36 protein-coding genes are annotated in these 23,622 nt (G+C 69.5%); 2 read left to right on the forward strand and 34 right to left on the reverse strand.

Translation table 11 applies throughout. The features are described from left to right. Positions 1–25 precede the first annotated feature (25 nt). Together ACZ7H1_RS27965 and ACZ7H1_RS27970 are read right to left on the reverse strand one after the other, a co-directional pair. Entirely contained in the window at positions 26–427 is a 402-nt protein-coding gene (locus tag ACZ7H1_RS27965) for a phage tail termination protein (protein WP_470790552.1), read from the reverse strand. Beyond that, positions 427–753, reverse strand: coding sequence for an HK97 gp10 family phage protein (locus tag ACZ7H1_RS27970; RefSeq protein ID WP_470790553.1), 327 nt, complete (start codon positions 751–753; stop codon positions 427–429). The genes ACZ7H1_RS27965 and ACZ7H1_RS27970 overlap by 1 nt, the downstream gene beginning before the upstream one ends. 30 nt (positions 754–783) lie before the next feature. Between ACZ7H1_RS27970 and ACZ7H1_RS27975 the strand changes: the two genes are divergently transcribed. Beyond that, a complete protein-coding gene (locus tag ACZ7H1_RS27975) occupies positions 784–1,113 on the forward strand; it encodes a DUF4429 domain-containing protein (protein WP_470790554.1) in 330 nt (109 codons plus the stop codon). Here ACZ7H1_RS27975 and ACZ7H1_RS27980 read toward each other — a convergent pair. The 18 genes from ACZ7H1_RS27980 to ACZ7H1_RS28065 all read right to left on the reverse strand — a co-directional run bounded on the left by ACZ7H1_RS27980 (position 1,103) and on the right by ACZ7H1_RS28065 (position 15,786). Then, positions 1,103–1,312: a hypothetical protein gene (locus ACZ7H1_RS27980; protein WP_470790555.1), complete on the reverse strand. Its 210-nt coding sequence runs from the start codon at positions 1,310–1,312 to the stop codon at positions 1,103–1,105. The genes ACZ7H1_RS27975 and ACZ7H1_RS27980 overlap by 11 nt on opposite strands. A gap of 152 nt (positions 1,313–1,464) precedes the next feature. Then, the gene (locus ACZ7H1_RS27985) at positions 1,465–1,881 is read right to left on the reverse strand and encodes a hypothetical protein (RefSeq protein WP_470790556.1); all 417 of its coding nucleotides are present in this window, start codon (positions 1,879–1,881) and stop codon (positions 1,465–1,467) included. 9 nt (positions 1,882–1,890) lie between these two features. Further along, the gene (locus ACZ7H1_RS27990) at positions 1,891–2,874 is read right to left on the reverse strand and encodes a glycosyltransferase family 4 protein (RefSeq protein WP_470790557.1); all 984 of its coding nucleotides are present in this window, start codon (positions 2,872–2,874) and stop codon (positions 1,891–1,893) included. 29 nt (positions 2,875–2,903) lie between these two features. Further along, entirely contained in the window at positions 2,904–3,860 is a 957-nt protein-coding gene (locus ACZ7H1_RS27995; RefSeq protein WP_470790558.1) for a phage major capsid protein, read from the reverse strand. Between the two features lie 15 nt (positions 3,861–3,875). Further along, positions 3,876–4,460, reverse strand: coding sequence for a hypothetical protein (locus tag ACZ7H1_RS28000; RefSeq protein ID WP_470790559.1), 585 nt, complete (start codon positions 4,458–4,460; stop codon positions 3,876–3,878). 54 nt (positions 4,461–4,514) lie between these two features. Next, positions 4,515–5,285 carry a VG15 protein gene (locus tag ACZ7H1_RS28005; RefSeq protein WP_470790637.1) on the reverse strand — a complete coding sequence of 257 codons (771 nt, stop codon included), beginning with the start codon at positions 5,283–5,285 and terminating at the stop codon, positions 4,515–4,517. Next, a complete protein-coding gene (locus tag ACZ7H1_RS28010) occupies positions 5,266–6,699 on the reverse strand; it encodes a phage portal protein (RefSeq protein ID WP_470790560.1) in 1,434 nt (477 codons plus the stop codon). Before ACZ7H1_RS28010 ends, ACZ7H1_RS28005 begins: the two co-directional genes overlap by 20 nt. Then, complete coding sequence (locus tag ACZ7H1_RS28015; RefSeq protein WP_470790561.1) at positions 6,696–8,426, reverse strand: terminase; 1,731 nt, start codon at positions 8,424–8,426, stop codon at positions 6,696–6,698. Before ACZ7H1_RS28015 ends, ACZ7H1_RS28010 begins: the two co-directional genes overlap by 4 nt. Continuing rightward, complete coding sequence (locus tag ACZ7H1_RS28020; protein ID WP_470790562.1) at positions 8,419–8,856, reverse strand: phage terminase small subunit; 438 nt, start codon at positions 8,854–8,856, stop codon at positions 8,419–8,421. Before ACZ7H1_RS28020 ends, ACZ7H1_RS28015 begins: the two co-directional genes overlap by 8 nt. 204 nt (positions 8,857–9,060) lie before the next feature. After that, on the reverse strand, positions 9,061–9,264 hold the full coding sequence (locus tag ACZ7H1_RS28025; protein WP_470790563.1) for a hypothetical protein: 204 nt from the start codon (positions 9,262–9,264) through the stop codon (positions 9,061–9,063). Continuing rightward, on the reverse strand, positions 9,264–9,458 hold the full coding sequence (locus tag ACZ7H1_RS28030; RefSeq protein ID WP_470790564.1) for a hypothetical protein: 195 nt from the start codon (positions 9,456–9,458) through the stop codon (positions 9,264–9,266). Before ACZ7H1_RS28030 ends, ACZ7H1_RS28025 begins: the two co-directional genes overlap by 1 nt. Positions 9,459–9,964: 506 nt before the next feature. Then, positions 9,965–10,240, reverse strand: coding sequence for a hypothetical protein (locus ACZ7H1_RS28035; RefSeq protein WP_470790565.1), 276 nt, complete (start codon positions 10,238–10,240; stop codon positions 9,965–9,967). 17 nt (positions 10,241–10,257) lie between these two features. Then, on the reverse strand, positions 10,258–11,139 hold the full coding sequence (locus ACZ7H1_RS28040; RefSeq protein WP_470790566.1) for an NAD-dependent epimerase/dehydratase family protein: 882 nt from the start codon (positions 11,137–11,139) through the stop codon (positions 10,258–10,260). Continuing rightward, the gene (locus ACZ7H1_RS28045; RefSeq protein ID WP_470790567.1) at positions 11,139–11,735 is read right to left on the reverse strand and encodes a class I SAM-dependent methyltransferase; all 597 of its coding nucleotides are present in this window, start codon (positions 11,733–11,735) and stop codon (positions 11,139–11,141) included. Before ACZ7H1_RS28045 ends, ACZ7H1_RS28040 begins: the two co-directional genes overlap by 1 nt. Then, on the reverse strand, positions 11,732–12,430 hold the full coding sequence (locus tag ACZ7H1_RS28050) for a glycosyltransferase family 2 protein (protein ID WP_470790568.1): 699 nt from the start codon (positions 12,428–12,430) through the stop codon (positions 11,732–11,734). The genes ACZ7H1_RS28045 and ACZ7H1_RS28050 overlap by 4 nt, the downstream gene beginning before the upstream one ends. A 14-nt stretch (positions 12,431–12,444) precedes the next feature. Beyond that, entirely contained in the window at positions 12,445–15,048 is a 2,604-nt protein-coding gene (locus ACZ7H1_RS28055) for a hypothetical protein (RefSeq protein ID WP_470790569.1), read from the reverse strand. Positions 15,049–15,060: 12 nt separating this feature from the next. Then, positions 15,061–15,507 carry a hypothetical protein gene (locus ACZ7H1_RS28060; RefSeq protein WP_470790570.1) on the reverse strand — a complete coding sequence of 149 codons (447 nt, stop codon included), beginning with the start codon at positions 15,505–15,507 and terminating at the stop codon, positions 15,061–15,063. A gap of 18 nt (positions 15,508–15,525) precedes the next feature. After that, positions 15,526–15,786 (reverse strand): hypothetical protein, encoded by a 261-nt coding sequence (locus tag ACZ7H1_RS28065; protein ID WP_470790571.1) that lies wholly within the window; start codon positions 15,784–15,786, stop codon positions 15,526–15,528. A 104-nt stretch (positions 15,787–15,890) separates the two neighbouring features. On the opposite strand from ACZ7H1_RS28065, the gene ACZ7H1_RS28070 reads away from it, so the two are divergent. Further along, positions 15,891–16,097 carry a hypothetical protein gene (locus ACZ7H1_RS28070; protein WP_470790572.1) on the forward strand — a complete coding sequence of 69 codons (207 nt, stop codon included), beginning with the start codon at positions 15,891–15,893 and terminating at the stop codon, positions 16,095–16,097. Between the two features lie 104 nt (positions 16,098–16,201). Here ACZ7H1_RS28070 and ACZ7H1_RS28075 read toward each other — a convergent pair whose 3' ends face one another. From ACZ7H1_RS28075 to ACZ7H1_RS28140, 14 genes are all read right to left on the reverse strand, one after another. Then, entirely contained in the window at positions 16,202–16,681 is a 480-nt protein-coding gene (locus ACZ7H1_RS28075; RefSeq protein ID WP_470790573.1) for a DUF6197 family protein, read from the reverse strand. Next, positions 16,678–17,022, reverse strand: a complete 345-nt coding sequence (locus ACZ7H1_RS28080) for a hypothetical protein (RefSeq protein ID WP_470790574.1) — start codon at positions 17,020–17,022, stop codon at positions 16,678–16,680. The genes ACZ7H1_RS28075 and ACZ7H1_RS28080 overlap by 4 nt, the downstream gene beginning before the upstream one ends. 188 nt (positions 17,023–17,210) lie before the next feature. Next, positions 17,211–19,259, reverse strand: a complete 2,049-nt coding sequence (locus ACZ7H1_RS28085) for a hypothetical protein (RefSeq protein ID WP_470790575.1) — start codon at positions 19,257–19,259, stop codon at positions 17,211–17,213. Further along, positions 19,256–20,560, reverse strand: coding sequence for a hypothetical protein (locus ACZ7H1_RS28090; RefSeq protein ID WP_470790576.1), 1,305 nt, complete (start codon positions 20,558–20,560; stop codon positions 19,256–19,258). Before ACZ7H1_RS28090 ends, ACZ7H1_RS28085 begins: the two co-directional genes overlap by 4 nt. A 26-nt stretch (positions 20,561–20,586) precedes the next feature. Then, positions 20,587–20,805 carry a hypothetical protein gene (locus ACZ7H1_RS28095; RefSeq protein ID WP_470790577.1) on the reverse strand — a complete coding sequence of 73 codons (219 nt, stop codon included), beginning with the start codon at positions 20,803–20,805 and terminating at the stop codon, positions 20,587–20,589. Next, positions 20,802–21,110, reverse strand: a complete 309-nt coding sequence (locus tag ACZ7H1_RS28100) for a DUF7739 domain-containing protein (protein WP_470790578.1) — start codon at positions 21,108–21,110, stop codon at positions 20,802–20,804. Before ACZ7H1_RS28100 ends, ACZ7H1_RS28095 begins: the two co-directional genes overlap by 4 nt. Positions 21,111–21,112: 2 nt before the next feature. Continuing rightward, positions 21,113–21,298 carry a hypothetical protein gene (locus tag ACZ7H1_RS28105; RefSeq protein ID WP_470790579.1) on the reverse strand — a complete coding sequence of 62 codons (186 nt, stop codon included), beginning with the start codon at positions 21,296–21,298 and terminating at the stop codon, positions 21,113–21,115. Between the two features lie 270 nt (positions 21,299–21,568). Next, the gene (locus ACZ7H1_RS28110; protein WP_470790580.1) at positions 21,569–21,715 is read right to left on the reverse strand and encodes a hypothetical protein; all 147 of its coding nucleotides are present in this window, start codon (positions 21,713–21,715) and stop codon (positions 21,569–21,571) included. Positions 21,716–21,735: 20 nt separating this feature from the next. Further along, the gene (locus ACZ7H1_RS28115) at positions 21,736–22,281 is read right to left on the reverse strand and encodes a DUF6919 domain-containing protein (RefSeq protein WP_470790638.1); all 546 of its coding nucleotides are present in this window, start codon (positions 22,279–22,281) and stop codon (positions 21,736–21,738) included. Next, a complete protein-coding gene (locus ACZ7H1_RS28120) occupies positions 22,281–22,472 on the reverse strand; it encodes a hypothetical protein (protein ID WP_470790581.1) in 192 nt (63 codons plus the stop codon). The genes ACZ7H1_RS28115 and ACZ7H1_RS28120 overlap by 1 nt, the downstream gene beginning before the upstream one ends. Positions 22,473–22,514: 42 nt before the next feature. Then, a complete protein-coding gene (locus tag ACZ7H1_RS28125; protein ID WP_470790582.1) occupies positions 22,515–22,721 on the reverse strand; it encodes a hypothetical protein in 207 nt (68 codons plus the stop codon). A 36-nt stretch (positions 22,722–22,757) separates the two neighbouring features. Beyond that, a complete protein-coding gene (locus ACZ7H1_RS28130; RefSeq protein ID WP_470790583.1) occupies positions 22,758–22,913 on the reverse strand; it encodes a hypothetical protein in 156 nt (51 codons plus the stop codon). Further along, positions 22,913–23,284, reverse strand: coding sequence for a hypothetical protein (locus ACZ7H1_RS28135; protein ID WP_470790584.1), 372 nt, complete (start codon positions 23,282–23,284; stop codon positions 22,913–22,915). Before ACZ7H1_RS28135 ends, ACZ7H1_RS28130 begins: the two co-directional genes overlap by 1 nt. Continuing rightward, positions 23,281–23,532, reverse strand: a complete 252-nt coding sequence (locus ACZ7H1_RS28140) for a helix-turn-helix domain-containing protein (RefSeq protein WP_470790585.1) — start codon at positions 23,530–23,532, stop codon at positions 23,281–23,283. Before ACZ7H1_RS28140 ends, ACZ7H1_RS28135 begins: the two co-directional genes overlap by 4 nt. Positions 23,533–23,622 lie beyond the last annotated feature (90 nt).

The following is a 23,622-nucleotide window of genomic DNA, read 5'->3' on the forward strand; positions in this document are numbered from 1 at the left end:
GGGTCCGGCGCGGTCCCGAAACCGGTCAGGAGACCGGGTGACTGTAGATCTCGTAGGTCGCTCCGACACGGCGGAGCGCTGTGTTCTCGTAGGGGCGAGCTCCTGGGGCGGAGAGCGTGGACACGCGGCCCACCACAGCGCCGCCGGTCGACGACCCGGGAAGGACGGCGAGGAGCAGTCCGCGGATTTGGCTGGCCAGAGCCACGGCGGCACCGCGGGTCGCCGCATAGACGTCGACATCGACGAGCGCCCGATCCACGCGGAACCCGTCATCGTCACCAGCAGGCAGCCGCTGCACCTGTACGGTCGGCAGCTCGCCCAGGAGGTTGTTGTCGACCTCATCGCGGACCACCGTCCCGGACCCCAGCTGCGCCTGCAGCCATTGGATGACGAGGAGTTCGACGTCGACCGAGCCAACGGCGGCCATCAGCGACCCCCTGCCACGGCGGCACGCAACAGCACGTGGTGCGCCGGGACCTTCTCGGTGCCGTACTCGACCCAGCGCGCGTAGTACGCCCTATTGCCGACCACAGCCACGGCTCGGTCTCTGCGGCGGCCGCCGCGGTCCGTACTGGTCACGTAGAACGACGACTTGTAGCGGCCTGCGTGCGGGTCGTTTAGCCCGCCGACGGGGGCGATGGCTTCGGCGACCCCCTTGACGACCTCGGCGCGCCGTATCATCTCCGCCCGCACCATCGGCGACCGGAGGAGCTGCCCCACGCCTTTCCGGGACATGCGGAACTTCGCGGCCATACCCTCGCCTCCTCACCTACAGGGGGTCGCATGGACGTCAAGGGCGTGCAGGGCAGCATCAACTTCGATGGAGAGTGGGTCACGATCACCAAGCAAAGGCTCGGCGAACAGCCTCGCCAGTACCGGATCCGGGCAGCGGACGTCACCGGCACCCGGTTCAAGCCCGGCACGTGGGCATTCCACGGCTACCTGCAGTTCGTCCTACCGGGGAGCGCCCCGGCTGAGGAGTCGAAGGGTCTGTTCGGAGGTGGCCGGCCTCCGCATGACGACCCGCACAGCCTGTCGCTACCCAGGTCATCCAGCGACGCGGCAGCGAAACTGATCGCGGCCGTTGAGCAGGCGCGTACCGCTAGCCGGTGACCCGGTCGGCGGCGAACTGGATTGGGCCGGCCAGTCCGGTGAACGGATTGCGACCCCAGTCGCCGGGCTGGCCGGTGATCTCGCAGATCTCACCGCGGATGCGGACCTGGTCGGTGGTGACGAAATCACTGCCAGGCGGTGCGTACACCGTCCAGCCCACGATGACGGTGTCCCTGGCCTGCTGCTCGTCACCACCCACCTGCGGGGACTCCTGCCGCGGGACGACAACGCACCCCGCGATCAGTGTCTCAGTCAGTACTCCAGGGAGCGGCTGCCCTCGCGGGTCCCTACCGGGAGACACGCCGCGACGCAGTCGCACCACCGTCTCGCCATAGGCATAGGGGGCAGGCACTACACCCACCCCCAGCCAGGTTCGTACACCAGGCCCGGCCCGTACTCGCTGACTACCGGCCACGTCGGTGACGGGTCGGCCGTCGTGGGCGTCGGGTCAACGGTGAACGCACCGCCCCGGCCGGCCAGCGACTTCAGAGCCGCCTTGTCGGCCTTCGTCAGATACAGGCCGCCACTTCCCTGCGGGCGCTGCACGGACATGGGGCCGATCGTCTCGTAGGACACCTGCTGCGGATTGACGTAAGCCCGGCCAGCAACCGACAGGACGACTGCGGTTGCTTCATCCGGGAGCGGCTTGACCACCGACTGACACAGGGCGACCGCCTGCTCGATGAGCAGGTCTGCCCTGTCCCCGTCGATCTCCGGCAACCCTAGATACAGGCCCAGTTGCTCGGCCGTGGGGGCAGTGAATGCCATCTCTGCCTCCTAGGTGAGGGCTTCCACGGCCTCGCACCAGGCGGCCAGGTCGGGCGCCGGGTCCAGCTCTGCGGACCTGGCCTTGGCCCGCTTCGCGACGAGCCCGTATTCGGTGCGAGAGGTGAGTAGCTTGCGGATCGCCATCTCGTAGCCGTCGGTGTCGTGCAGGTCGATGAACACCCCGGCCTCGCCGAGCGATTCGCACAGGCCAGGGGTGGGGTGTGCGATGACCGGGATGCCGGAGGCCAAGGCTTCGACGCCGGCGCGGCCCCACGACTCGTAGGACGACGGCATCAGAAGGATCTTCGTCTTCGCGTACACGGCGTCCCGCATCTCGTGGCCGCACAGGTGCTCGACCAGCTCGACGTTCGGGAGCTCGGGGATGATCTGCTCCCCGTAGGCGCCGCGGACTGCGAGGAACTCGATGTCCGACATGCGCCTGGCGAGCTTCCCGAACAGCGCGCCACCCTTCTCGGCGTTGAGGTTGATCAGCGTCACTTTGCGTCCGGGTTTGGTTCGGTACTCGTCGGCGAAGACGGGCGGCCTGACGATCACCTCGGACCCCGGTCGGACGCCCTTGGGGTACTCGGCGAAGAACAGCTCGGCCTCGCGCTTCATCCACTGGGAGTTGTAGACCGCGAGGTCGCAGCCCCCGGCCATCTCCCGGAAGCTCTGCCGGTGGGTGTTGTGGCAGACCACTGCCAACGGCTTGCCGTAGCCGCGGGCCAGCGCGCCGGCCGACGGGACGTTCTCCAAGTGGGAGATGACGACGTCCGCCCGTCGGATCGCCGAGGCGGCGTCGAGCCGGGACTGCAGGGGCACGACCTGGACGCCGTCAAGTTCGTAGTCGGCCTTGTCGTCGGTGTAGCGGGACAGCCAGACCGACACGTCGTGCCCGCGCTCGACGAGCGCCCGGAGCTGAGAGTGGACCATCCACTCGGCTCCAGCATTGTGGCGCGGCGGGTAGCCGTGCAGCCGGGCGACGACCCGCATCGGCGCCCGGCCACCCCCCACGCCCGGCATCAGGAGGAGCCGCCTGCCGCCAGGTACTTCACGAAGGCCTCGACGTCACCGAGGACGAAGCCGTAGTAGGCCTCCGCGAGCAGGAGAACGAGGTTCTCCTGGAACGCAGAGTGCACGCCGCCGTCCTCGTCGATGTACGTCGCCTCGCGGCTGATCTTGACGGTGATGTCCATGCCGACGCCGTAGGCGGTCTGCGACCAGTCGCCGCCGATGGCGCGCAGGCCGGTGTCGACGGTGCCGGACTGGCGACGGAGCTTGCCGGACACCGCGCGGGAGTACGCCAGAGGGTTTCCGACCAGCGAGCCGGCGACCGCCATGCCCATCCCCGGCTCCCGGGTCTCGACGAAGATGGGGCGGCCGGTGGTGTCAGTCGCGCCGAGCAGGTCCAGCTGGAGGCGGTGGTCGGCGACGGTGCCGGTGTAGTCCCAGTCGTCGGTGACGACCTCCCGCATGCCGTTGACGATGTCCTTGTAGATGCCGCCGGTGGCCTGCGACGCGGTGCCGATCGTGACGGACTTGGTCGTCTCGGCGAGGTAGTCGGCGAAGGGGCCGGTGGCGCCCTTCATCGTCTTGCCGTGGATCGCCGCACGGTCGAACGCTCGGGAGAACGCGGTCGGCAGATCGGACTGGAGCTGCGTCCACAGGCCGGCGGCGTTGGACTGCACGACCTCCATCGCGACCGGGATGAGGACGGCGATCTTCTTGCCGGTCATCGTCTTGATGTCGACGCCGCCCGTACCGAGCGGCTTGCGGCCGGCCTGCTCGACCCAGTCCGCGGTCGGAACGTCCAGCGGCACCGGCACGGCCGTGTTCGCGGACATCGACAGCGGGACACGGCGGGCGAGGCTCATGACCGCGCTCTGCTCGACCGACTTCTCGAAGATGGGGCCGGTCAGCGTGGGCGGGAGGAACGTCGCGTTGACGTCACTCAGCTTGATCGGGTTCGTTGCAACCATGGAGGGCTACCTCTCTCAGCGGCCCTTCAGGGCCTGTTCCATGAGTCCGGCGAACACTTCCGCCGGATCGGAGGGGGATCTGTTGCCGTTGCCCGAGGAACCCTGGGTCCGGTCCGGTGCGGGGCGGCGGGGGCCGCCCTCGTCGGGGCGGGCCCAGTGCGGCTTGCGCTTGAGGAGATCGGCGAGCGCATCCTTGATGGCGTCGGTGTCGATGACGCCGTCGTCGTCGACGAATGCGGTGAGGTCCAGCGAGCCGACCGCGTCCTCCGGGTCGGCGAAGTCACGGGCCAGTGCCTCGACCTTCGAGGCGACGGCCGTGCGAGTGGCCTTCGCGGCCCGCTCCCGCTCGGCGGTCAGCTGCTCGGTGAGCCGCTCCGCTTCGGACTTCTGTGCGTCTTCAAGCTCCCGCGCCTTGGCGGCGAGGGGCTCGAGAAGCTTCAGGCGCTCCCGAAGGCTCTTCGCCTCGCTGTTGGCCTTGCGGATCTTAGCTTCCGCTCGCGCCCGGTCGAAGGGTTCCTCATCGGTGCCCTCCGCCTCCGGGGCGGCCTCGGGCTCCTGCGGCTCCTCGACGACCTGCTCGGTCTCCTCGTTCTCAGGCATGGTGAAACGGCCCTCCAGGGGCTGAGATGAAGCCACCTCCAGGGCGGCCAGGGATTACAGGGCGGGCAGATGCCCGTGATCGGCGAGAGCCCGCCGGAACCGGCGAAGCTGATCGCCCGAGTGGGGCGCCGCGAACTCGCGGTACAGCCGCTCCCACTCGCGTGCATGGTCGGACAGCTCGAACCGCTGCCCCTTGAACACCGGGACCACGCCGCAATGGCAGCCGTCGTGAGCCCGGAAATCTGCGGTGTCCTGCTTGTACACGGCGCCGCGCGTTGCCGCGAGCTTGCAGAACGCGCACGCGCCGAGCGCCGCTGCCCTGGCCCAGGCGGTGGCCTGCCGATCCTGCCGCACCGCCTCCTGAACGGTGCCGCGACCCTGATCGGTCACCAACTTCTGGGCGACCCCTTCGGCCTTCTTCTCTGCCTGCTCAAGCCGGACTTCCAGCGGCTCGCGCTGCGCCTCCGTCGTCGCAGGGTCGTCCGGGTCGCGATCCCAGATGTCCTTGGTCGCCCAGCGCAGACTGTTCTCCACCTGCTCGGCTGACGGCGGCGGCGCCAGGGGAACGGTGAAGCGGCCCGTCACGGCGGCCGCAACGCGCTCGGCTTCGTAGTAGTCGGCAGCCAGGGAGGCGGAAGCGTCGCCATACTGCTCGATGAGCGCCCGGACGGCGACGATCCAGTCCGGCACAGTGGCTTCAAGGCGCGACGGAATGATGATCCGCCGCAATCCGCGCATGTCCCGCACGAACAGCCGGGACAGACCTCGCTGGGCACGGCGCTGGGCGGCCGCGGGCCGGCCCCCGTCAGAGACTGGGGTCGCCATCGTCAACCTCCGACTCCTGGCCAGCCTCGTCGGTGGCGAGCTGGGTCAGCCTTTCGAGAGCCTGGCGACCCTGCGCGCGCCGGCGTTCCGCCGCGACGCGCTGCCGCTGGTCCTCAGTGAGCCCCGCCATCTCCAGCACGACGTCGCCGTCGGCCGGCAGGATGCCCGCCTGGACCATCTTGACCGCAGCGTCAGTCTGGGCGGCGATCGTCGGCGTGGCCGGGTTGCGCCACACGGTCTCGATGCGCCGCTCCGGGGCCGGCGGCTTACCGTCGCGCAGCCACAGGGCGAGGCGCATCGCTCCGCGGTGAGCTGCGCCGAACCTGCGGATGCGGCGCTCAGCCTTCTTCACCAGCATCGCCTCGGCGGACCGAATTGCGTCCGCCGAGGCAGGGTTGTCGCTGGTGTAGCCGAGCATGTGCGGCGGCAAACCGAGCTGCGTCGCCATGATTCGGGCGTACAGGTCGATGATCTTCGTCTGGCCGGACGGGTCGTGAGCCATGAACTGGCCGACCTCGGGGACGTTCCCGTCCTCGTCGCGCTCCAGAGCCAGAACGCGTCCGATGTACGTCTCCCAGGCCGACTTGGCGTTACCCTCCGCGTCCTGAAAGGCAGACTCGGAGGCACCGAGGATGTAACGGGCCGGAGCCCCGAAGAACTCCGCCTGCACCTCAATGCCCACCAAGCGCCGGCAAGCGGCATCCGTGATGGACATGACCTCGGGCGTGATTTCCGACCGGCCGACCCGGTCCGCCGTGCGCTGCCTGTTCGCCATGCGCAGCACGGGCAGCTCGCCCAGCTTGTGTTCGTCGCGGTCAATTACCTGCCAGCCGCGGTCCGCCTCGACCGCGTAGATCGTCTCGTTGGGGAGGTACAGGGTCGCCAGTCGCTCGTCCGGTGCGAGTCCGAAGTCGAACCGGTCCCCCTGGCACTCACGCAACGCCGCCTTTCCGGCGCGAAGGCGCGCATCCCAGGCGAGCGTCATGTCCAGTGGCGACTCGAACGTCACCAATGGCAGCTCATCGTTGCCGTCCCGGGTGCCGGCCGCGATGTACTCCCGGCCGTAGGTGAGGGCGTCCAGGTGGCCGAGAGTCGCCTCGTCGAACCAGTCGTTGGCCTCGGCTATCGCCATCAGATCGGAGGCGTCTGCCCCGTCCCCCCAGCGGAACGCTTCGAGGTCGAGGCGCTGCTCGAGTGCCTCGACCCCAATGCGTGGCCACCCGATGATCGTGTGCAGGCCCTTGAGTTGCGGCGGAATCGAGATGCCCAGGTCGCGGACCAGCTGCTCGCCGTTGAAGTAGGCGTCGAGCAGCTGCAGCTTGATGCGCTGGGACAGCAGGTCGGACCGCAGCATCGTGAACAGCTGCTGCTCGTCGTCCGACAGCGACAGCAGGGGCAGCGTGGGAGTCGTCACCGCAGGACCACCACCCTTCCCTTGCCGCGTGCGGTGGACCGCTTCGTCCAAGCCGTCGAGTTCATGACCATCCGGCGCAGCATCCGTGCGCCGATCGCGCACACCGCGAGGTCGACCTTGCGGGACGACTCGCGATGCTCCTTGCCGATCGTGTAGCCCCACCGGTTCGTGCGCCGGCGGGCGTTGGCGACGTGCTGCCGCAGAACCTTGTGGCCGTCGTGGGTGAGCTGCCGCTCCAGGACGTCCCGGTAGAAGCGATCGACAGCCTCGGTGAACACCTGCTGCCGGCGCGCATCGCGCATGTCCCACATGACCGCGTGCTGCCCGTGCCCGGAGGCGACCGCCTTCAGCTTGAGCCGCTTGCCGTACCTCTGGGCCCAGGCGTCGATGTAGCCGTCCCAGTACCGCTCGCCGTCCGCCTCGTCGAAGCCCGAGCCGGCGTCAGCGAAGAACGCGAGGGGCTTGTACGTGGCGAAGGTCAGGTCCACGACGCCGTCGACCTCCTCGCGCGGCACCCGCCAGGGCGTCCCGTCCGGCCAGTTCGGCGGCCGCTGCCACACGCCAAGCGTGTGCAGGTGCCCGTCGGACAGGCGGCAGGCCACAAGGCCAGTGGCGTCATCGGACTTCGAGCCGTCGAAGAACATGACGATCTCGTCGCCGGCGTGCAGCTCGATCCCGTCGTGGGGGCAGGCGTTCCACTCGTAGGGCGCCAGGTAGGCGTCCTCGGAGGCGGTGATCTGGTTGAACCAGAACCGGCGCGACCGGCTGGGCGGGTTGCGGACGTCGAGGATCGACGCTTTCAGGCGCTCGATGTCCAGCCAGACCGAGTCTCCTCGCACCGCGCGGAGCGTCGGCTCGATCCACTCCTCGGACAACTTCGCCTCAGCAGGAGCCTCCAGGCTGTCGTAGAACAGCCCGACGTCGACGGCCCGGCCGGCTTCTGCGGACTCAAAGGCTTCACGCGTGCGCTCGGCGACACTGTCCTCACCGGGCTCATAGGCGTTGGTGTTCGCCAGCGTGCGGGATTGCCCATCTGCGGATTTGGTGGCGTTGCGCTCGATCACGGCCGCCATCTCGTGGCCCTGGTTCGACTCCAGCCAGTGGTGCGTCTCTCCGAGATTCACGGCCGTCGGCCGGCCCCCTTCGAGTGCGCGGGGCGAGCTGGTGACCGCTTCGATACGGGCCCGGCCCTTGTCGGCGTAGATGATCTCTTTGCCGAGGTCGATCCGGTACTCCTCGATCGCCCGCTTCGTCAGGATCGACGGGAACAGCGTCATGGTGTTCCGCGTCTGGTCCTGCGACACCGCGGCGATCTGCACCCAGGCCGCAGGATGCTGCTGGCCGAGTGGCTGCCCCGGAGGGACGCCCCAGTCATTGCCCTCTTCCGCAATCTGACCGAAGCGGCACGGGCCGACGAACTCGAACGCCGACCAGGTGGCGATCAGCGGGTCCTTGCCCCAGCCCTTCAGGCGCTGGATCACGCCGTCACGCCAGAGGAACCGATTCGTGGCCGGGTCCATGGCGTACCACCACAGCGTCAGCCGCGCCTGCTCCGGCGTGTACCGCCAGGGCTTGCCGACGTAGTGCTGGAGATAGGTGGCCGTCCAGGCGAGAGCATGCCAGCCCAGCGTGTACTCCGGGAGGACGAACTTGCCGTCCGGCCCCCGCTGCCAGCTCGGGCCGATCGTGAATGGGGTGACGACCTCGGGGACCTCGTCGTCAGCCACCGAGCGACGTGCGATAGTCGGCCATCGCGGTGACCGAAGCGGGCACGGCCTGCACCGTCGGCTTCCGCTCCAGCTCGATGCGGGCCCGGCGCCGGTCCCCTTCGGTCGTCAGCAGCGAGGCCATCACCGAGTTGAGGGCGGCGACGTACTGGCCGTTCGGCGGTCGGTCTGACATCAGGCCGCGGGACATGAGCTCCGCCGCATACCGGGCCATCGCCCAGTCGGACGGCTGGTAGAAGGCGGCCTGACCAGAGTCACGGAGCGAGAGGTACCACTCGGTGGCGATCGGATGCCACAGCGGATCGGGGTCGGGCAGGTCGGGCAGGTCCGCCGGCGGACCGCCGGGAGCCTGGACCAGGCCGGGGCCGTCGTCGGCGTTGCGGCGGCGGCGTTCCTCGGAACGCTTGGGGACGGGACCACGAGTGCCCACGGCGACCTCCAGGGTCTGACGCACGCCACCGGGGCGCACAGGAAGGGCGGTTAGAGGGTGAGCGGCGCGGTCCACCACCAGGGCATCCCTTGATCGCTCAGCATGTTTACGCAGGTCAGGGGCCTAGGAAACCCGTACAGGATTCCAGGTGCTATACGGCCCCGATCCGGGAGAACGGGTCGGCGGGGGTAGCCCCCCAGGTGGTCAGGACTTGACCCGCTTGAAGTCGATCTTCCGGGCGGCGAGTGCGGCGTTGGCCAAGGCCCGGGAGCCGACGTCGGCTGACTGCTGGCTGATCATGGTGAGCACGTCAACGAGGAGATCGTCTTCGAGTCCGTGCTGACGTTCGAAGTCCGGTGCCGCGTCGGCGATGGCCTGCACGCGCTGCCGTACATGGGCGACGTCCATCACCCCTCGCCGTCGGGGTCGCCGTCGACCCGTGTGATGGCGGCTCCCGCGTGGGCCGGCACTGCGACGCATGGTCCGTGTTGGTCGGCGAGCACTGCCCATCCGTCCTGCAGGGTGAGTGTGAGGTGTGGGTCGGAGACGAGGATGTCGTCGCCGGCCTGGCCCTTGGGGTGGGTGATCAGGTAGCGGGGCACGGGTTCACCTACGCCTGCTTGCGAGGAGGCCAGGGGAAGCGACGGGGGCGGCCGCCAATTTGCTGCTGAGGTTGTGCCCGTGAGCTGGGTGACCAGCATCGAAGATGCATCGCATGGGGCCGCCCGCAGTCTGCAGGGTGAAGCGACAGCGCTTCGGCTTGCTGCGTTCTATGCGGATAGCGAGGCGCCAGCCAGGCCAGATGGCCAGGGTCATGGTCACCTCCGTCCAGGGTGGGGTTCATCAGGGCGGGTTCGTCCGGGCTGAGGGTTCGCGCGCTGGGCGGCGTTCCCCTCGGCGCTGGACTTCTGATCGTGGCAGGGGCCGCAGACACCTTGAAGATCGGCGGGCCCGTTGAGATCGGCCTTCGCTTTGATGTGGTCGCAGAACCGGGAAGGCCGCACATCACAGATCTTGCAGATCGGATCCCTAGCCAGGATCTGGGCCCGGATCTTTGACCAGCCGGACGGCAGTCGGGCCTTGCGATCCGACCCCTTCCATCCGCCGCTCACGGCTGTCCCTGACTCGCAACCGTCTCGATGGCGTGGCCGCCTTCGTCGAAGTACACGAGACTGAGAATCCGCACGTCGCCATCGACTCGTTGAAGAACGACCTCCATGAGCGTGGCGTGCGACGGCGCGGTCTTCATGGCTACGTCGATGATGGTTACGTCATCGACAAACTGGCTCCGCCTTCGGCCCACCTCGACGCCGTCTATCAGATCCCAGAGAGAATCCAGCTCGGGCAGTAGCGGATCGTGAACGTGGAGTTCGACGATGGCCATGGCGCTGGCCTCCTCTGTCAGTCGGCGAATGCCCGCCTGATGCCCTCTTCGAGGGTGACGGTGGGCGTGTAGAAGTCGAGCATCCGGGACGGGTCGCAGACGCGGTTGTGGACGCCGTGCGGTGCGGTCGGCAGGTGCTTCAACTCAGGCTGGTAGCCGACCGCCGCAGTGACCTGTCCTGCCAATTCGTCGAACGAGGTCGCCTTGCCGGTACCGAGGTTCACGGGGCCCGCGACTTCCTGCTCGATGGCCGCGAGGGTGGCGCCGACGAGGTCGTCGATGTGGATCCAGTCGCGGGTGGAGCTGCCGTCGCCCCAGATCTCGAACGGGTCCTGCCGCTGCTTCGCCCGCTGGATGAACGCGGGGAACGGGTAGGTCTCGTCCTGGTCTTCGCCGTATCCGGAGAACGGCCGCAGGACGGTCATGCGCACGCCTTCAGTGGCCGCGTACTGGCAGAGCTGCTCGCCGGCGAGCTTGGCGAGGCCGTAGGTGGCGTCGGGCCGTCCGGGCTGCTCGTAGTCGATGTCGGTCTCAACGAGGCGCCGGATCTTGCCGGGCTGCTGCAGCGCGACCGGATAGGCGGCGGAGCTGGAGAAGTACACGGCCCGCGGGGTCTTGGAGCGGACCAGCCATCGCATGTACCAGGCGTCCAGCGCGAGGTTCGTGGCGACGCCGAGAGGGCTGCCGTCGATGCTGGCGCGGCCGCCAACGATGGCGGCACAGTGGATGGCGAGGTCGAAGCGGGCGTCGCTGGTGCGGAAGTGGTCGAGGGCGTCGCGCTTCAGGACGGCGGGCGTCGGCCGCAGATCGATCGCGGAGACCTGGTAGCCGCGCTCGGACAGGGCCTGGTGCAGGTGGCGGCCGACGAAGCCGGCGGCGCCGGTGAGGAGGACGCGCATCAGCTGGCCGCCTTCACCGCACGGAAGACAGGCCAGGGCAGGTCGCTGTCGAGGCGCTTAAGCCCGATGCGGGCGCACAGGGCGTCCTGCTGCTCGCGCGACCACGTCGTGACGTTGATCCAGCCGCCGCCCTCGTGGGGGTCGTCAGAGACGGGCCAGTCGAGGATCAGCAGGCCGTTGACGCGGACCGCGGCCCGGAGGCCGGTGATGATGCGCTCGGCGGACTCGTAGCTGTGATGAATGAGCACCGCGAGGGACACGACGGCGTCGGCCTTCTTGGCGAGCTTGCCAGCCAGGTCGGTGCCGTCGGTCAGGATGGTCGCTATGTCGGGCGCCCGGTCCGCAAGCCGGTCGAGCATGGCCTGGGATCCGTCGGCGCCGGTGACGTCGTACCCGAGGGAGGCCAGGGGAATCGCGACGCGGCCGTCGCCGCAGCCGAAGTCCACGACCCGACAGTCCTGCGGAAGGACGGAGGCCAGCAGTTCGGCCTGTACCTGACCGGACTCGCGGTAGGCGTCCTCGCTGAGGCTTCGGGTCGGGTGGATCGCGGCCGGGTCGGCTTCGTTCCACGCCTCAATGACGGTGTCGATGCTCATGCCGCCTCCTCAACCAGGGCCCGCAGCTTCTCCAGGTCGGCCTGGAGGCCGCCGTTGTCGCGGTAGCCGTAGTAGGTGGTCGCGTCGGCCGTGGACACCTCGCTGCTGTTGCACTCGATGTAGCCGGCATCGACGTCGGCCTTGCCGTTCGCGGGGTGCATGTGCTCGATGATCACGTCGCCGAGGTAGGTGATCCGTTCCATGCCGCGGCCCCAGTCCATCCAGACGAGGTCGAGGCACAGGTGGATGAGCGCGGGCGGCGCCATGTAGCCGAGGGTCTGCACAATGTCGCTGGTCATGGCGACCGCAGTGGCCATGATCTCGCCCTGGAGAAGATCGTTGCCGTAGACGATGCCGGGGCCGCTGGACATGCAGATCCGGAACCGTTCGTCCCAGCCGGGCGTCCGGGGCCGGTGATCGTCGCCCATGAACGCCAGGAACCGGTAGCGGGGGGCCTCTTCGACGGCGGCGGCGTTGAGGGTGCCGCACATCCGCAGGCGAGGCCCGATCCGCCAGCGGATGTGCGGGTCGTTGATGTTCTCCATGTGCTCGCGGTAGCCGGGCAGCATGGGGTCGTCGTCGTCGATGGCGAAGAGCAGGTCGGCGGTGGCGCCGGTCTGTCTCCAGCAGTCGAGGATGGCGGGGACGCTGTCGGGCCGGCCGCGCGTGGGCACGATCATGAGGAGGTCGTCCACGGGCACCTCCTTGTTCACGAGACTCCGTACCACTGCGACGCCCAGCCGGTGTTGATGATCGTGGTGGTCTGCGAGGTCAGCGTGAGCGAGCTGGGCAGCGATGTCTGGGCGCTGAGCATGTTCGAGTAGCGCAGGTTCGGCGCGGTCAGGTTGGCGTTGACCGAGATGCCCGCGCCCGTCGCTTTGAAGTGCAGCGAGTTCGTCGTCCACGTGCCGTTGAGCAGCATGGCAATGAAGTAGAAGCCGGCAGGCGCGGTGAAGGGCGTGACCAGCGGCAGCGCTTTCGCCGTCGCCCCGGTCATGAGCGACGAGGAGATGTCGGCCGTGGCGCCCATGAGGGTGCCGGACGCGTTGTACACGCCGAGGTAGCAGTTCGAGAGGCTGGCGCCGGCGTCGATGCCGCTCAGGCCTAGCCAGATGTTCGACCAGGTGATCTGCTCCCGGATCGCGATGCGAACCAGGGTGATCCGACCGGCGACGCCGCCGCTGCTCTGCGCAGTGACGTGGCCGGCGTCGTTGGGATCGCCCGTCCAGGCGATCAGGCCCTGGTCGCTGGGGAGCGGCCCGTACTGTCCGACGGTGGAGCTGTTCGCGATGAGCCCGGTGGCTCCGAGCGCGGACAACAGGCTCGTCAGCGCGGTGCCGTCGGCGCGGGAGCCGGTGACAGTCTGCTGAGTGACCGGCGTGGCCCCGTGGAATCCGACCGCATTGCCAGCTCCGTCGAGGCGGTGCCGGATGCTCCCGCCGCTGCCCTCGACGCGGAGTTCGGTGTTGATGACCCGGGTCGTGCCGGTGCTGTTCAGGCCGGCGAGGAATGCGCTGCCCTGCTCGATGGCAGTGACGCGGGTGAGGCAGTTGTTGAGGAATCCGTCGATGGTGTTGACGGTGGTCTGGGTGGCGAACTTGGCGTCGGCCCAGGCGCGGTCGCCGTGCGGGTCCGTGGCCACCGAGTGGGCGCTGACCTTGCTGGTGGCGTCTGCGGCAGCGGCCGACGTGGCCGCGGCCTGTGCGGTGGTGGCCTTGGACTGGGCGCCGGCCTGCGTTTCCAGTGCCGCAGTGTCGGTGATCCCGTGTACGTCTGTGGTGTCGCCCGCGTGGGCTGCGAGGGCGCTAGCGGCAGCCGACTGGGCGGCGTCCGCTTTGGCCTGTGCACCTGTGGCGGTCTCCAGCAAGGCCGTGTTGGCGATGCCGTGGACGCTGGTGGTGTCCGCCTCGTGTGCCGCAACCTTGGTGGTGGCGTCGGCTGCTGCCGCTGCCTGCGCTGCTGCTGCCGCGCCGGCCGGGTCGAAGCTTTCGATCACGGCCGTGGACAACTGCGGGTTGGGGTACGACCCGGTGAGCGCTCCGCCGGCGGGCCCGGTTGGGGGCAGGCTCTGGCCGGTGCCGTCGGGCGCGGAGACGGGTGCGAGGGTTGACAGGTCCACGGTGGGGCCGGTGACCTCGGACAGGTCGATGTAGTAGATGCGCCGCTCGCCGCTGGTGGGCTGCTCGTCGACCTGCCACAGCCAGCCGGTCGGAAGGACGTCGCTGGTGCCGTTCTTGAGGAGCTCGATGCTGAAGTCGCCGGCGGAGAGGCTGGCCGCTCCGGCGCCGGTGTAGATGGTGTGGTGGGTGGCATCGACGAGGACGGCTGTGGGCCGGAAGGCGATCTTGCCGGAGCGCCCTCCGCCGCCGGCCGGGATGGTGAAGCTGCCGGTGATCGTGATCGTCTCGGCTCCGACGGGGAAGGGCATTGTCTCTCCCGTCCCTGTGAGCGGCCTCGCGGTGCTGATCTCTACGGCCGTGCCGAGGGTGCCGCTCTTGCCCCCCGTCAGCGGCCGGGCTTCCTCGCCAGCTCCGGCCGTGCCGAGCGCCTGGCTCGTTGCGACCCCGAGGGGCTGCGCGGTGTCGGTCTCCGCTGCCGTTGCCAGCTGCGTGGCCTTGGCTCCGGCCGGGGCCTGTGCGGTGCCCGTCTCCAGGGCGGGGCCGAGGGTGGCCGTCTTGGCGCCGACCAGGGCCTGGGTCGTCTCGGAGGCCGTCGCCGTGGCGAGCGTGGCCGCCTTGCTGCCGGTGAGGCCCTGCGCGTCGTCGGACTCGCCTGCGGTGCCGAGGGCTGCTCCGGCGGTGATGTCGGCGGCGGCGAAGTCGTCGTACCGGAGCGAGCCCGTGGACTCGGATCGGATGCCAACGGAGGTGCCGGTGGTCACGCCGGTGTCGGTGACGGAGACGCGTTCGGTCCCGTTCACGAACGCCTTGATCGTGCTGCCGACGGCCTGGACCTTGGCGACGTCTCCCGGCGCTGCCGCGGCTGCGTAGGACCCGATCGAGGTGAACGAGCCGCCTACGACGCTGAACAGCGTCCAGCTGGTGCCGTCGTTGCGCCACAGGTAGCCGTTGCTGATGTTGCTGTTGCCTCGGCACCACACGCCCTGGCTGGCCGCCGTGGTGGCGGCGATCGTGACCTGCGCGTAGTGGTCGTTGCCCGCCATCGCCCCAGCGGCGCGCAGGATGATCGTGCCGCCTGCCGCGCCGGGGCTGAGCTGGTTGGAGACGATCGACCAGTCGCCGGACACCTCGACCCAGCCGGCGCCCAGGTCCGTCGAGTTGGCCCGGTTGAAGTCGTCGGTGAAGCTCGCCACGACGACCTCCCGCTACGCGGTCGAGCTGGCCCGATAGAGGTCGCTCACGGTCAAGGTGAAGTTGTTGCCGTCCGGACTCCAAGTCAAGTCGTGCTTGGTGAGGGGCACGAGGTCGGCGTCGGTGCCGCCAGTGGCGTCTGGGTCGTAGCAGACGACGACGGCCCCGACCGCGTTCCCTGTGGGCGCGGTCCAGGTGACGTCCGCACAGTCGACCTCGACCCTGTCCGCAGTGTCGTTGACCGTCACCGTCACGCTTGCGAGCGTCTTGCGGCCCACGGTCGTCTGCTCGTTGCTGGCGCCGGCGAGGAGGTCGGCGAGGGTGTCGTAGTCCCGCATGGTGGCGTCCGCGGCGAGGCCGGAGGATTCGAGAGGCACCATGACCAGTGCGTCGTTCGCGGCGGGGAGGGATGCGTAGTAGGCGACCCTCGAGAGGGCCACGTTGAAGACGATGTTGGCCACGGCGGCGGCCTCCTCTGGTCAGGCGGCTTTGGGTCGCCGCTGTGGTGCCGGCTTGTACGTGGCTGCGAGCTCTTCGACCTCGGGAAGCGCATACATCGTCTTGGCCAGGTGGCCCTGCCCGGAGAAACGCCCGCCGCCCTTGAAGCGGCGGATCTTGCCGCGTGTGGCCCACTGCCTGATCACGGCGATAGGAACGCCGGTCGCGGCGGTGGCTTCGTGTGCGTAGACGAGATCGTCGGAGTACAGGGACGGCAGCTCGATCACGTTGCCCCCAGACATGCGAAAAGCCCCCGGGGTGACAGGGGGCTTGTGCGGCGGCGGGCATACGTGTACCGCCGAACTCAAGATGACATATGCGTGATCGGCGGGTCAAGGGATGACCAGTGCGCCAGACTTCCGTCATGGGCGTTTCGTACATGGTGCGCGGGTCGACGTTCGAGGAGTGTCAGCGTGAGCTGGACCGGCTGTGTGCGGTGCTGGGGGCGGTGCAGACGATGCGCCCGTCGGCGACGCCGGGTCGTGGCTGGGTGGCGCGTGCGGTGCGAACGCCGGCGGCCCCGGCCGGTGAGGGCCAGGGCCGCGAGGGCTAGCGGGGCTGTTGCTGCTGCTTGGTCTTGCAGGTGTCGCACTTGATGGTCCGGTGGTGGGGGTCTGAGCGGCAGGTGCAGGCGGGGTCGGGCATGGCGGGCTCCGGTCAGATGCCGTGGGTGGCGGCGGTTTTGGCGGCGAGGGTGAGCATGCGGATCGGCTGGGCGGGGCTGGCCTGTGCAGCATTCCAGTGCGGGACGCTGACGACGTGCGGGCACTCCTGGCGGATGGCCTCGAGCAGCAGGGTCCGCGCCTGCCCCTCCTCCGTCTCGCTGTCGGCCTCGAGGTGGATGGCCCACAGCGGGCAGACAGTCCCGGTGCCGCTGATCGCGGTGGTGCGGGACCAGCCGGCGGTCTGCAGGCGGGTGATGGCGCGGTGCAGGAGGGCGGCGACCGGGTTCGGGGCGGGGAGGATCGGCGGGCCGGCGGGCACGTCGGGGATGTCGATCGGTGCGGTACGGACGAGCATGTCGGCCGAGGCGGACGCGAGCTGGTCGTCCATGGCGAGGCTGGTGAGGGTGAGCCGCTCGTCGAGGGTGAGGCGGACCGCGGTCGCCGGTGCCGCGGTGCGGGTGGCGGTGGTCATCGGCGGATCAGGCGTGCGAGGCGGCTGCCCTTCTCGGCGTCGGCGGCGACCTGCGGGTCGGGGTAGTGGAGCTCGGCCGGCTTCTCGTTGAGGCCGCGGTAGCCAGCGGGCTTGTCTTCGTAGACGGTGCCGTAGGTCGACAGGAGGGCGACGTGCGACATGGTGCCGCTCATCGGGTCGCCGGTGATCCAGTGCTTCTCGGTGAAGACGTAGGTGTCCCAGACGAATTCGTTGCCCCAGGGCTGCGCGCACTCCTTGAGGACGTAGTAGGGGCGGCCGAGCTTCAGTTCCCGTCGGAAGGCCTTGGCGCCGACGTTGGTGGAGGCCCACTTCTTGCCCATGGCGTTCTCCTTCAGTGGTTGGTTTGTAATGGTTTGCGGGGTGGGTGAAGCTATGGTTTGCGGTGGTTTGTCCCCCGGACGGGCGATGGGTGCCGACCGGGCGGAGGGAGCGGGTGTCCGGGTGCTGCCCACCCCCTGCCCGGGGTGCATATCAGGATGAACTGGGTCGTGTCCGGGGGGTGTCCGGGCTACTTGAGGCCCTTCAGGGCGGCTTCGAGGCAGGCTCGGTCGTAGCCGCGGACACGCTTCCCGGCGATGGCGACCTTGTCGGGACGGATGACTCCGGCGGCGCGCAGGCCGTCGGCCAGGGGTTCCGACTCCATGCCTGCCGCGGCGGCTAGCTCGTCGAGCTGGGCAGCGTCGCGGCCGAGGTCGTCCATGACCTGCAGGCACAGGACGATCAACGCCCGGTACTTGGCTGCCAGCTGGGCCCGCTCCTCTCGTCGGGCGGCGTCGCCGGTCAGGGTGCTGGCCTCGATCCGCAGCTGGCGTCCGCGCTCGCAGATCTTCTGGAAGTCAGGCAGGTCGATCACGTCCCCGCGGAGGGTGCGGTAGCCATCCTCGGCGCCTTCGTCGAGGACGAACACACCTTTGGAGCTTTCGAGGAGCGCGTGCGGGGAGGCGCCGGCCTTCACGGCCAGTTCGCCGAGGATCATCTTGGAGCTCTCGGGGCTCTTGGTGCGGAAGCAGGCTCGCTTGACGCAGACCTCGCGGAGTTCGGTCGGGACGCTCTCGGCGTCGGGGCGCTGGGTGATGTACATGCCCATGCCGAGGACGTAGCGGGTGAACCGGTTGAAGCGGGCGAAGATGTCGACGAGGGGTCCCTTGGCGGACACCATGCGGGGGTTGTCGGAGTCGTCGTCGGGCAGGGCCATCTTGGTGACGGCGGCGCCGTCGAGGAGTTCCTGCAGCTCCTCGACAATGAGAAGCACGGGGCCCATGCCGTCCGCGGCCAGCTCGGGCGTGATCTTCCCTTCGGGGACGCGGTGCGGCTCCTGCTCGAAGAGCCGCTCGATCTCGGTGCCGCGCTGCTGCATCTCCTCGATCGTCGAGGTCATGAGCGCGAAGATCTGGCGGATCGTGTCGGGGTCAGAGCCGTCGATGTAGCGGTGGGCAATCGCCTTGAGGGGCGCCCAGTCGGGGCCCTTCTTGCCGGTGATCACGATGATGCGGACGGTCGGGTCGAGCGCGGCGGCGGCGGCGATGAGGCGGGCGAGATAGGTCTTGCCGTAGTCCTGAAGGCCGCCGATGAGGATGGACGACCAGATCAGGTTGAGGGCCTGGCGGGCCTGGCGGGCGTCGCCGCCGAGGGGGATCCCGTCGCGCCAGAAGTGCCAACGGTCCGCGTCGATCAGCTTGCTGGGCACCTTCGGGCCGGCGAGCGGGTTGGCGGCGTTGGCGACCCACAGACGGGCCATGCCCTCGTGCGCGGTCTCGGACGGGTCGGGCTTGAACTCGAGCTGCAGCGCCTTCTTCCGCAGGGCGCCGGCGAGGTTGGCGACCTTGGAGGTGGCGTTGATGGCGGGCATGCCCTCGGGCAGCTCGATGGTGGCGGCCCAGCCGGGCCCATCGGGTCGGATCCCGCCGAGGATCCTGGTCTCGGCGCGCTGGGCTTCGGTGATGATGCCAGCCTTGAGGAGGGCGGTGATGAGGTCGGCGCTGCCGAGGGTTTCGCCGGATGCCGCGCGGGTGGGCAGCTCGGTCGTCGTAGGCGACTCGGCTGCGGTGGGCGTCTGGTCGTCGCGGACGCCGTGCCGGATGCCCCACAGGTAGGCGCCGAGGGCGGTCACGATGGGGACTAGGGTCCCGCCAAATGTGGTGCCGACGCCGATGCCGGTTCCGCCCGCGACCACCCAGCCACCGGTCTGGGCGGCGTAGGTGAGGCGGTGACGGAGGTAGGCGCGACGGTGCCGCTTCTTGATCTCGTTGAGCTCGGCCTGTCGCTCGACGCCGGCGGTGGCGAGCTCGGCGCGGAGTGTGTCGATCATCAGGGGCCAGTCGTCGTGGTACCGGTCGGCCATCGCCGCGCCGACGCGCTGGTACCCGCGCCAGGCGATCGGCAGGTAGCCGCGGTGGTGCGTGACGTGGTCGGCGGCACGGGCCAGGACGCTGTCGGACCGGAGCGCGGCCGGCGCCTTCTCCGCAGGGATGATGACGCCCTCGATCGGAGCGGGCGGGGAGGCCGGCATGGGGGGTACGACGGACAGGCGCGGGTGGCGTTCGGCGGCGGTCGTCATCGGGTCTCTCCTTCCTGCTGCTCGGTGACGGCGTCGCGGATCCGGCGGGCGTACACGTGACTACGACCCAGGAGCTTGGCGATCTCAGGCGCGGAGAACCTGTCCTTGCCGACGAGGTTCAAGAGGCCCCGCGCCTTGTCGAGGTCGGCCTGCGTGAGGGGCTCCGTGGCGTCCCTGCGGGGCGCGCGGCCGGAAGGCTGCTTGCCAAGCCCCCCAAGGGCTGTAGGGCTCTCAGGTGGACGCTTCGGGCCGCGCTTCGCAGGGGTGGCGCCGGGGTCGTCGTCTCCCCTCGGGGCGTGGGGAAAGAGGTCTTCGAGGAGACGGTCGACCGCAGCTGACTCAGCCGTGAGGTCGGCCCGACTCATGACCTCCCGGATGGCGTCGCGGGCGTCGGCCTGCCCGGCGAGGGTGCCAGCGGTGACCGCGAGCGGGAGGGCGTGCAGGTTCGCCCACGCGCGGGCCCACGCCTCGTCACGCTTCATCTCGCCGAGCGGGAAGGCGATCATGATGCGGCGGTACTCGGCGTACTCCTCGGGGAACCAGTCCTCGCGTTCGGCGTCCTGCGCAGTGATCTCCTTGGCTGCGGCGGCCGCGGCCTTTGCTTCCGCCTTCGCTGCAGCCTTGGCCGCCGCCCGTTCAGCAGCTGAACGACTGTCGCCCGCGGTGCGCGCCTCGATGAACTCGCGCACTTCCCACAGCACCGGCCCGAAGATCGACGTGGACGCGAGTGCCCAGCCGGCGACCGGGCCGAACATCTCGGCGCCCTTGGTGCCGTTGATGAATCCGGCGAACCCGGCGAGGCCGAGCGTGAGGATCCAGAACGGCCAGCGGGCGAAGCCCCGGCGTACCGCCCACTGCGTGCCCTTGACGCTGGTCCAAGCAAGGAGCTCCAGGAAGAACGGCACGGGCAGCAGATAAAGGGCGGGCCCGGTGTCCGGCTTGCCCTCGGCGCGGAGGCCGAGGAAGTAGGCGATCAGCGAGGGCAGGGATGCCAGGAGCCCGGCGACCACGAGCGCGGTGACGAGGCGCTTGAAGGCGACGCCCTTGTCGAGGCGAGCTTCGCGGCGCTTCTCGGCCCGCTCCGACTTCACGTCCTTGGCTTCTGCCTGGATCGCGGCGAGCTGCTTGTGGGCGCGGGCCTGCTTGACCGTCTCATTGAGCTCTTCGGTGGCAGCCCTGGCCGCGGCGATCGGCGCGCTGTTCGCCAGGGCGGTGGCCTCGGCTTCGATCCGGGCGGCTTCGGCGCGCATCTTGGCGGCCGACGCCTCGCGCTCTTCCCACGAGCGGTATTCGCTGCTCACGGTCCTGTCCTTTCGTGCTGTAGGGGTTACGCGGCTTTGCTGAAGCGGGCGGTGGGGATCTTGCCGGTGATGCGGCGGAGCTGCTGGTCGTCGAGCAGGGCGTCGAGGAGGAACGCGCCGATGGCGAGCGCGGCAAGCAGGACCCGGGTGCCGGGCGGCGGGACGATCCCGAAGAGCCACGCCAGACCGGCGAAGATCAGCAGAAGGCGGAGGCGGTGGGCCCCGGCCAGCCAGCCGGCGTTCACGACCACACCCACTTGTCGCCCGCCTGGGCGGCGCGGAGGGCAGACTGACCGATGACCTTGATGTGGGGGCGCCAGTCCGGTGATGTGCGGGGGCTGGCGGCGGCCTTGAGGAGGATGTCGCCGACTCGGGCGGCCAGCCCCGGCCGGAGCTGCGGGTAGTCCCGCAGGTGGGTGCCGAAGATCGGCTTGACCCGCATCCAGTCGTAGCGGCTGAGAGCGAGTTGGAGCTGGGCGCCGATGTTCTCGATCATCAGGGTGGAGTACTGGCCGTTCGGGCTGCCGCCGTGCGAGATTGAGTAGCCCATGATCAGCCTCCAATTCCGAGCGTGAACGGCGTGACCGTGTAGTCGATGTCGCGGGGGTCTGCCTTGGCGACGGCGATCCGGCGCTGCAGGTCATCCGCCGTCCAGACGTTGATGCTGTCGGTCGGGGCGCCGGTGATCGGATTGATGGGGGCGCCGGTGCGGCTGGTGACGGTGAAGATCCACGGCATGGCAAAGCTGCCCTTCGTGTGGAGTGGGTGGGGTGATGGGGCTGGCCGGATCTCCAGGCCGCAGGTGCGGGACCTGCGGCAAGGGCTACCGGTCAGGCGTGGTTGCAGTCGGTGCGGGTGCAGGCGGTGTTGCATCGGGCGCGCAGCCCGCCAAGGGCTGCGGCGGCGATGGCATCCCCGACGCGGCCACCCTTCTCCCCGGCGACTTTCTTGCCTGCGTCATGCAGTGCGGCTGCGGCGGAGTCGAGCTTGGCGGCGGCCTTCTTGCAGTCAGCGCTTCGATGAAAGGTCCTTCCAGCTGCTGCCGCCGTCTCGGCGGGGGGAGCCGCACGGGCAGCGGTGGGGGTGGTCGGCCTCGCGGTTGTCGCTGTGGCAGCTGCCGCAGGTCCAGTGCCAGTCGTTGTTCTCGCGGGACATGGGTGTCTCCTCGGGTCGGTTCAGCGGATTGCGTGGGCGAGTGCGGGCCAGAGCCGGTCGTCGCGGCCCCAGGTCGGGTCGATGATGTTGATGGCGGCGCCGTGGTCGCGGAGTTCCCGGACGGCATGACGGCCGAGGCAGGACCACTGGCGGGCGAGGTAGTTCCGCGGGAGCTTCCCGGAGATGGCCGCGGTCAGCTCGCCGTTCCGATCGGTGAGCGGCGTGACTCCCGAGTGCCGGTTGCCGCGGAGCACGGTCAGCCCGGCAGCCTGCGCGGTCCGCACGACGCGGTCGAGGAGGGGGCTGCGGTCGTCGATGACGCCCTCGACCCAAGCCTTCTGCCGCCAGTGGGCCCCGTCGTAGCCGGCCCCCGCGTACCCGGGCTGGCTATTCGTGGTCACGAACCCGGCCCGGTTCAGGGCGACCAGGGTCGGAAGCAGAGGGCGGGTCTCGTCATCGACGCCATCGTCGTGGCCGGACCAGCCGCGGACTTCGCCGGTGAGCCAGCGGGCCATGACCTGACCGACGTCGGTGATGGTGCGGGCGTCCCGCCACGGGCTGCCCATCACGCAGCCTGGCTGGTGCGGAGTGCGTCGAGCTGGTCGGCGAGGTCTCCGCCGTGCAGGGCGTCGAGGCGGGAGGCCCGGTCACGGATGTCGCGCATGGTGGCGCGGTCGCCATCAAGGGCGGCCAGCAGGTAATCGGCGATCGTGCCAGCGTGGATTCGGGCGACGGCGTCATGGACGGTGACAGACATGAAGGTGCTCCTCGATGTTCAGTGGCGGGCGGGATGGGGGGATCAGGCGTTCCAGTGGTCGACGCCGAAGATCCTGCGGAACTCGTGGACCATCTGATCTGCCGTCTCCTCGGCCACGAGGGCTTCGGGGGTCGACAGCCCTCCGCCGTCGTCGGTCAGGCGAAGGGCCTGCGCCCGGGCCCGACGGATCTGGCGCGCCATCGCGGCACGGTCGCCAGGCTGCTCCCAGCGGATTCGAATCTTGGGCATGACGGTGCTCCTCGTTGGTCAGGCGGGAGGGTGGGGTCAGCGCTGGGTGTGGGGCTGGGCCATGCAGGCCTGGGCGAGCTGGACGCCGGCGTCGGTCTGGGCTTCGGCGCGCTGCTGCTGGGCCTGCTGGTAGTCACGGGCGCAGGCGGCGGGGGTTGCCGGTTCGTCGGCGACACCGCGGGAGGCGGCCATCAGGCGGCCGGCGGTGCGGCGGACCGGCGGTATTCGGCGGCGACCGCCAGCCCACGCGCCATCAGGGCGTCCGCGTCGTCCAGCCCGGACCCGCCGAACTCGGCGACCGACTGCCAGGCGCACAGGGTGACCGGGTCGTCCTGGTCGAGGTCGGTGTCGTGGGCGGACGGCAGCCGGTACACGTCGACACCGACGCCGTACCGGTCGTCGTCCGAGGCGACGGTCAGGGTGCCGCCGGACAGGACGACCCGGAGGATGCGGACATCCGGGGAGGCGTGGTGCCGGATCAGGGCCCGGCGGGCGATGGACTCCCGGAGGGCGGCGATCAGGCGCCGGGCCGGGGTGGGCTGGGTGGGGGTGGCCGTGGTCATCGGGTCTCCTCGTTCGACGGGATCAGGCTGGCGGCGATGTGTGCGGCGACGGCGGCTTCGGGGATGCGGAGTCCGCGGCGGCGGATCTGTCCGACGCCGGTCCAGATGGCTCCCGGGAAGTGGCCTGCGGTGGCGAGGCGGAGGACGGTGCTGCGACTGACGTTCAAGCGGTCGGCAACCTGCTGGCTGGTCAGGAAGTCGCGGGAGGGTGTGGGGTCCTGGGGACCTCCAGAGGGCTGGGGGTTCATGTGGTCTATAGAAGCAGACTTATCTGTACCTGCATAGTCATCTGTACAGGCGTGGCTGGAAATAGGCCACCAAAAAGCCCCCGCCTAGGT

This window comes from Streptomyces sp. NPDC037401 (assembly GCF_055602345.1).